The 6,794-nt window shown below is 66.0% G+C and carries 7 protein-coding genes, 3 tRNA genes and 1 pseudogene; all 11 read left to right on the top strand.

The annotated features are described in order from the left end of the window. Positions 1 to 60 precede the first annotated feature (60 nt). Positions 61 to 1,563, top strand: coding sequence for an anthranilate synthase component I (gene trpE, locus AC3WQM_RS30950; RefSeq protein WP_492683728.1), 1,503 nt, complete (start codon positions 61 to 63; stop codon positions 1,561 to 1,563). After that, positions 1,560 to 1,952: a GxxExxY protein gene (locus tag AC3WQM_RS30955; RefSeq protein WP_056514741.1), complete on the top strand. Its 393-nt coding sequence runs from the start codon at positions 1,560 to 1,562 to the stop codon at positions 1,950 to 1,952. The genes trpE and AC3WQM_RS30955 overlap by 4 nt, the downstream gene beginning before the upstream one ends. Further along, positions 1,949 to 2,533, top strand: coding sequence for an aminodeoxychorismate/anthranilate synthase component II (locus AC3WQM_RS30960; RefSeq protein WP_489062753.1), 585 nt, complete (start codon positions 1,949 to 1,951; stop codon positions 2,531 to 2,533). The genes AC3WQM_RS30955 and AC3WQM_RS30960 overlap by 4 nt, the downstream gene beginning before the upstream one ends. A 5-nt stretch (positions 2,534 to 2,538) precedes the next feature. Beyond that, positions 2,539 to 3,597, top strand: coding sequence for a low-specificity L-threonine aldolase (ltaE, locus tag AC3WQM_RS30965; RefSeq protein ID WP_492683729.1), 1,059 nt, complete (start codon positions 2,539 to 2,541; stop codon positions 3,595 to 3,597). 36 nt (positions 3,598 to 3,633) lie between these two features. Beyond that, positions 3,634 to 4,656 (top strand): anthranilate phosphoribosyltransferase, encoded by a 1,023-nt coding sequence (gene trpD, locus AC3WQM_RS30970; RefSeq protein WP_062479304.1) that lies wholly within the window; start codon positions 3,634 to 3,636, stop codon positions 4,654 to 4,656. 37 nt (positions 4,657 to 4,693) lie between these two features. Next, positions 4,694 to 5,494 carry an indole-3-glycerol phosphate synthase TrpC gene (gene trpC, locus AC3WQM_RS30975; protein ID WP_369631091.1) on the top strand — a complete coding sequence of 267 codons (801 nt, stop codon included), beginning with the start codon at positions 4,694 to 4,696 and terminating at the stop codon, positions 5,492 to 5,494. After that, the gene (locus AC3WQM_RS30980; RefSeq protein WP_489062761.1) at positions 5,491 to 6,213 is read left to right on the top strand and encodes a uracil-DNA glycosylase; all 723 of its coding nucleotides are present in this window, start codon (positions 5,491 to 5,493) and stop codon (positions 6,211 to 6,213) included. The genes trpC and AC3WQM_RS30980 overlap by 4 nt, the downstream gene beginning before the upstream one ends. Positions 6,214 to 6,307: 94 nt before the next feature. Then, positions 6,308 to 6,393 (top strand) — tRNA-Tyr (locus AC3WQM_RS30985). A gap of 65 nt (positions 6,394 to 6,458) precedes the next feature. Next, a tRNA-Gly gene (locus AC3WQM_RS30990) sits at positions 6,459 to 6,532 on the top strand. A gap of 42 nt (positions 6,533 to 6,574) precedes the next feature. Next, a tRNA-Thr gene (locus tag AC3WQM_RS30995) sits at positions 6,575 to 6,649 on the top strand. Positions 6,650 to 6,722: 73 nt separating this feature from the next. Further along, a pseudogene (locus AC3WQM_RS31000) lies at positions 6,723 to 6,794 on the top strand (GTP-binding protein); the annotation flags it as partial.

A 6,794-nucleotide genomic window follows, 5' to 3' on the forward strand; every position in this document is an offset into this window, starting at 1 on the left:
TCTCGTGAATGACCTTGCCACCGGCCAAAGGAGCGTCGGCAGGCAACTGGAGAACGATCCGTGATCACCGAACTTGAATTCAAGAGCCTCAGCGCCCAGGGCTACAACCGCATCCCGCTGATGGCCGAGGCCTTTGCCGACCTCGAAACGCCTCTTTCCCTGTACCTCAAACTCGCCCATTCGCAGGGCGGCGGCAAGCACAGCTTCCTGCTCGAATCGGTCGTCGGTGGCGAGCGCTTCGGGCGCTACAGCTTCATCGGTTTGCCCGCTCGTACGTTGCTGCGTGCCTCGGGCTTCGGCGACGAGGCTGTCACCGAAGTGGTGACCGACGGGCAGGTCGTCGAGACCGCCAAGGGCAACCCGCTGGACTTCGTGGCCGACTACCAGAAGCGCTTCAAGGTCGCGTTGCGGCCCGGCCTGCCGCGCTTCTGTGGCGGCCTCGCCGGCTACTTCGGCTACGACACCGTGCGCCACATCGAGCGCAAGCTCGAAAAAAGCTGCCCGCCCGATGCGCTGGGCTGCCCCGACATCCTGCTGCTGCAGTGCGAAGAACTCGCCGTCATCGACAACCTCTCGGGCAAGCTCTACCTCATCGTCTACGCCGACCCGAAGCAGCCCGAGGCCTATGCCGTGGGCAAGCGCCGCCTGCGCGAGCTGAAGGACAAGCTCAAGTACTCGGTGAGCGCACCCGTCGTGAAGCCCACGCAGGCGCACCCGCCCGAGCGCAGCTTTGCCAAGGCCGACTACATCGCGGCCGTGGAGCGCGCGAAAGAGATGATCGCCGCCGGCGACTTCATGCAGGTGCAGGTGGGCCAGCGCATCAGCAAGCGCTACACCGAGTCACCGCTGTCGCTGTACCGCGCGCTGCGTTCGCTGAACCCGTCGCCCTACATGTACTACTACAACCTGGGCGACTTCCACGTGGTGGGCGCTTCGCCCGAGATCCTGGTGCGCCAGGAGAACACGGGCGACGGCGAGCAGAAGATCACCATCCGCCCGCTGGCCGGCACGCGCCCGCGCGGCGCGTCGATCGAGCTCGACAAGGCCGCCGAGGTGGAACTCATCAACGACCCGAAGGAGCGCGCCGAGCACGTGATGCTGATCGACCTGGCGCGCAACGACATCGGCCGCATCGCCAAGACCGGCACCGTGAAGGTGACCGAGGCCTTCGCGGTGGAACGCTACAGCCACGTGATGCACATCGTGAGCAACGTCGAAGGCACGCTGAAGGACGGCATGACCGCCATCGACGTGCTCAAGGCCACCTTCCCCGCCGGCACGCTGACCGGCGCGCCGAAGGTGCATGCGATGGAACTCATCGACCAGCTGGAGCCCACCAAGCGCGGCCTCTACGGCGGCGCCTGCGGCTACATCAGCTATGCCGGAGACATGGACGTGGCCATCGCGATCCGCACCGGCATCGTGAAAGACCAGATGCTGCACGTGCAGGCGGCGGCCGGCGTGGTCGCCGACTCGGTGCCCGAGCTGGAGTGGAAAGAAACAGAAGCCAAGGCGCGCGCACTCCTGCGTGCCGCCGAACTGGTCGAGGAGGGCCTGGAATGAGCAACGCACCCGACATTCAGAACGACTTCTCGCACGAGATCATCGGCGCAGCCGTCGAGGTGCAACGCGTGCTCGGCACGGGGCTCGACGAAGGGGCCTATGCCGCAGCGCTGGCCATCGAACTCGCCGAGCGCGAGATCGGCTTCACGCGCGACGTGGCGCTGTCGGCCAGCTACAAGGGCCGGTCGCTCGGCGAGGTGTACCGCGCGGGCTTCGTGATCGAGCAGTCGGTCATCGTCGAACTCAAGGCGGTCGATGTGCTGACCGACCTGCACCGCGCGCAGGTGCTGGCCGCATTGCGCCTGTCGGGCCTGAAGCTGGGCCTCCTGATCAACTTCAACGTGTTCCCCGTCGTGAAGGGCGTGCACCGGATTGTGAGCAAGCCATGAAACTGCTGATGATCGACAACTACGATTCGTTCACCTACAACATCGTCCAGTACTTCGGCGAGCTGGGAGCGGACGTGCAGGTGCACCGCAACGACGAGATCACCCTCGAGCAGATCGGCGCGCTGATCGCTTCGGGCGTGACGCGGCTGGTGGTGTCGCCGGGTCCGTGCTCGCCGGCCGAGGCGGGCGTGTCGGTGGCGGCCATCGAGGCCTTCGCGGGCAAGCTGCCCATCCTGGGCGTGTGCCTGGGCCACCAGGCCATCGGTGCGGCCTTCGGCGGCAAGATCGTGCGCGCGCAGCAGCTCATGCACGGCAAGACCAGCGAGATCACGACCACGCAAGAGGGCGTGTTCGCGGGGCTGCCGCAGAAGTTCATCGTCAATCGGTACCACTCGCTCTCGATCGAGCGCGAGAGCTGCCCGAAAGAACTGGCTGTCACCGCGTGGACCGACGACGGCGAGATCATGGGCGTGCGGCACACGGGCTTTGCGCATGACGTGCGCATCGAAGGCGTGCAGTTCCATCCCGAATCGATCCTCACAGAACATGGCCACGCCATGCTCAAGAACTTCCTGGACTGATCACCATGACCGACCGCTCCTCCCTCGTCGACCTGCGCAGCGACACCGTCACGCAGCCCACGCCCGCGATGCGCGAGGCCATGGCGGCCGCACCGCTGGGCGACGACGTCTTCAGCGCCGACCCGAGCGTGAACGCGTTGCAGGAAAAGATCGCCGCGCTGCTGGGCTTCGAGGCGGCGCTGTTCGTGCCCACCGGCACGCAGAGCAACCTGTGCGCGATCCTGTCGCACTGCGGCCGTGGCGACGAGTACATCGTCGGCCAGCAGGCGCACGCCTACCGCTGGGAAGGCGGCGGCGCCGCGGTGTTCGGTAGCGTGCAGCCGCAGCCGTTGGACCACGCGCCCGACGGCACGCTGCCGCTCGCGCAGATCGAAGCGGCCATCAAGCCCGACGACGCGCACTTCGCGCGCACCAAGCTGCTGGCGCTGGAGAACACGCTGGGCGGCAAGCTGCTGCCCTTCGACTACGTGCAAGCCGCCACCGACCTGGCGAAAAGCAAGGGACTGCAGCGGCACCTGGATGGCGCGCGGCTCTTCAATGCCGCCACCGCGCAGGCCGCGCTGAACAAGCGAACCGACATTCGCGCCGAAGCCCGCCGCATCGCGCAGTGCTTCGACAGCGTGTCGGTCTGCTTCAGCAAGGGCCTGGGCGCACCCATTGGCTCGGCGCTGGTCGGCTCGCGTGACTTCATTGCTCGCGCGCACCGCATCCGCAAGATGGCGGGCGGCGGCATGCGGCAGGCCGGCCTGCTGGCGGCTGCGGCCTCGCATGCGCTCGACCACCACGTCGACCGCCTGGCCGACGACCATGCGTTGGCGCAGCGCCTCGCACAGGGGCTCGAGGGCATCGAGGGCCTGACCGTCGAGGCGCCGCACACGAACATCGTGTTCGTCGATCTCACGGGGGTGGCGCAGGCGCGTTCTGCGGAGCTGCTCGCCAGCCTCAACCAGCAGGGCATCCTTGCGACCGGGCTGTACCGCCTGCGCTTCGTGACGCACCTGGATGTCGATGCCGCGGGCGTCGACCGCGCAGTCGCGGCGATCCGCGGCTTCTTCAAGGCCTGAAGTCTGGCTACACGCACACACCGAGGAGACATTCCCATGATCACCCCCCAGGAAGCGCTGCAGCGCACCATCGAACACCGCGAAGTCTTCCACGACGAGATGCTGCACATCGTGCGGCTCATCATGAGCGGCGAGTGTTCGCCCGTGATGATGGCCGCGCTGATCACCGGCCTGCGCGTGAAGAAGGAAACCATCGGCGAGATCACCGCTGCGGCAGAGGTGATGCGCGAGGTGTCGACCAAGGTGCCCGTGGCCGACACCACGAACCTTGTCGACATCGTCGGCACCGGCGGCGACGGCTCGCACACCTTCAACATCTCGACCTGCTCGATGTTCGTGGCGGCCGCGGCCGGCGCCAAGGTGAGCAAGCACGGCGGGCGCAGCGTGTCGAGCAAGTCGGGCAGTGCCGACGTGCTGGAGTCGCTGGGCGTCAACATCAACCTCAAGCCCGAGCAGATCGCGCAGTGCATCGCGCAGGTCGGCATCGGCTTCATGTTCGCGCCGAACCACCACCCGGCGATGAAGAACGTCGCGCCGGTGCGCAAGGAACTCGGCATCAAGACGATCTTCAACATCCTCGGCCCGCTGACCAACCCGGCCGGCGCACCGAACATCCTGATGGGCGTGTTCCACCCCGACCTCGTGGGCATCCAGGTGCGCGCGCTGCAACGCCTCGGCGCCGAGCATGCGCTGGTGGTCTACGGCCGTGACGGCATGGACGAGATCTCGCTGGGCGCCGCCACCATGATCGGCGAGCTCAAGGACGGCGAGATCCGCGAGTACGAGCTGCACCCGGAAGACTTCGGCTTCCAGATGGCGAGCAACCGCTCGCTGCGCGTCGAGACGCCCGAGCAGTCGAAGGCGATGCTGATCGGCGTGCTGGACAACCAGGCCGGCCCGGCGCTGGACATCGTGCTGCTGAATGCGGGGGCGGCGCTTTACGCGGCCAACGTGGTCGACTCGGTGCCGGCGGGCGTGGAGCGTGCGCGCCAGGCCATCGCATCCGGTGCGGCGAAGGCCAAGCTCACTGAGCTGGTCAAGGCCTCCACCTCCTTCTGAGAATCAGGCCGTCGTGCCACCGAAAGCAGAGCAAGCCATGTCAGACATTCTCGACAAGATCGTCGCCGTCAAACGCCAAGAAGTCGCTGCCGCGCTGAAGCGCGCCCCGCTCGAGGCCGTGCGCTTCGACGCCGAAAGCCGCGTGCTCACGCGCGACTTCGAAGCCGCCTTGCGCGCCAAGATCGCGGCCGGCCAGGCGGCGGTGATCGCCGAGGTCAAGAAGGCCAGCCCGAGCAAGGGCGTGCTACGCGAAGACTTCATTCCGGCCGACATCGCGCAAAGCTATGCCGAGGGCGACGGCGTGGTCAGCGCGGCCTGCCTCTCGGTGCTGACCGACAAGCAGTTCTTCCAGGGTGGCGTCGACTACCTCAAGCAGGCGCGCGCCTCGTGCGACCTGCCGGTGCTGCGCAAGGATTTCATCGTCGACGCCTACCAGGTGTACGAATCGCGCGCGATGGGCGCCGACGCGATCCTGCTGATCGCCGCCTGCCTCGACGACGCGCAGATGAAGGACTACGAAGCCATCGCGCGCGGACTGGGCATGGCGGTGCTGGTCGAGGTGCACGACGCGGCTGAACTCGAGCGCGCGCTGAAGCTCAAGACGGCGCTCATCGGCGTCAACAACCGCAACCTGCGCAACTTCGAGGTGTCGATCCAGGCGACGATCGATCTGCTGCCCAGGCTGCCGGCGGATCGCCTGCCAGTGACCGAATCGGGCATTGCCACACGCGAGGACGTCGCCACGCTGCGCGCCGCGGGCGTCAACGCCTTCCTGGTCGGCGAAGCCTTCATGCGCGCCAAGGAACCCGGCGAGGCCCTCGCTGCGTTGTTCAAATGACGCGGCCGGATCAGCTGTCGAGCAGCGATCCTGCCGACTGGCCGGTGGCGCCGGGCTGGCAGCCGCTGGTCGACGATTTCTTTGCTGGCGCGGTCGGCCAGAAGCTACAGGGCTTCCTGCGCGAGCGCCTCGACGCCGGCGCGGTGATCTTTCCGCCGCAGCCGCTGCGCGCACTCGAACTCACGCCGCCGGAGGACGTGCGGGTGGTGATCCTGGGCCAGGACCCGTACCACGGGCGCGGGCAGGCCGAGGGCCTGGCCTTCTCGGTGGCGTCGGGCGTGGCCCTGCCGCCGTCGCTGCGCAACATCTTCAAGGAGCTCCAGCGCGACCTGGGTACGCCGCCGCCGGCGTTTCCGAACCCGGGCGGCAGCCTCGTGAAGTGGGCGACGCACGGCGTGCTGTTGCTCAACACCTGTCTCACGGTCGAGGAAGCCCAGCCGGCCAGCCATGCAGGCCGCGGCTGGGAGGTGCTCACCGACGCCGTGATTCGCCATGTGGCACAGGGCGAACGACCTGTTGTTTTTATGCTATGGGGCTCGCACGCGCAAAGTAAGCGCGCGTTGATTGATGTTGAGCGCCATAAGGTGCTGATGTCGAATCATCCGTCGCCGCTCTCTGCGCTCCGGCCGCCGGTTCCGTTCATCGGCTGCGGTCATTTTGGCCAAGCCCGTGCATGGCGTGAGGCGCAGCAGTCGGGAGGCTCCGAACTTCGCTCATAATCAGAGGCTTCACACCTCGAGCAGGTTTCCACGCTTCATCTTTTGCTGGGAATCCTGTGTAGTCACAAAATCGTGCTATATTTCGAGGTTCGCCGGAGAGGTGGCCGAGTGGTTAATGGCAGCAGACTGTAAATCTGCCCTCTTACGAGTACGCTGGTTCGAATCCAGCCCTCTCCACCAGCGATGAATTTGGTTTCTAAGAGCGATTGGATCTAGCGCTTTGGGTGCCTTGAAGTGCCCCCGATGCGGGAGTAGTTCAATGGTAGAACCCCAGCCTTCCAAGCTGATGACGCGGGTTCGATTCCCGTCTCCCGCTCCAGAGACCCGGTTCGGCGCCGGAAGCGATTTGGTTAGAACAAAAGCCCTTTTGGCTCAGTGGTAGAGCACTCCCTTGGTAAGGGAGAGGTCGCGGGTCCGATTCCCGCAAAGGGCACCAGTTTTCTGGGGTTGCAACGACAGGCTTGCGACCCATCTGCATGCGTTGAAATCGTTTTTTTCGGAGTCGAAAAATGGCAAAAGGTAAATTCACCCGCACCAAGCCGCACGTGAACGTGGGCACGATCGGTCACGTTGACCACGGC

It is taken from the genome of Variovorax sp. FW301-JW7 (assembly GCF_058788795.1).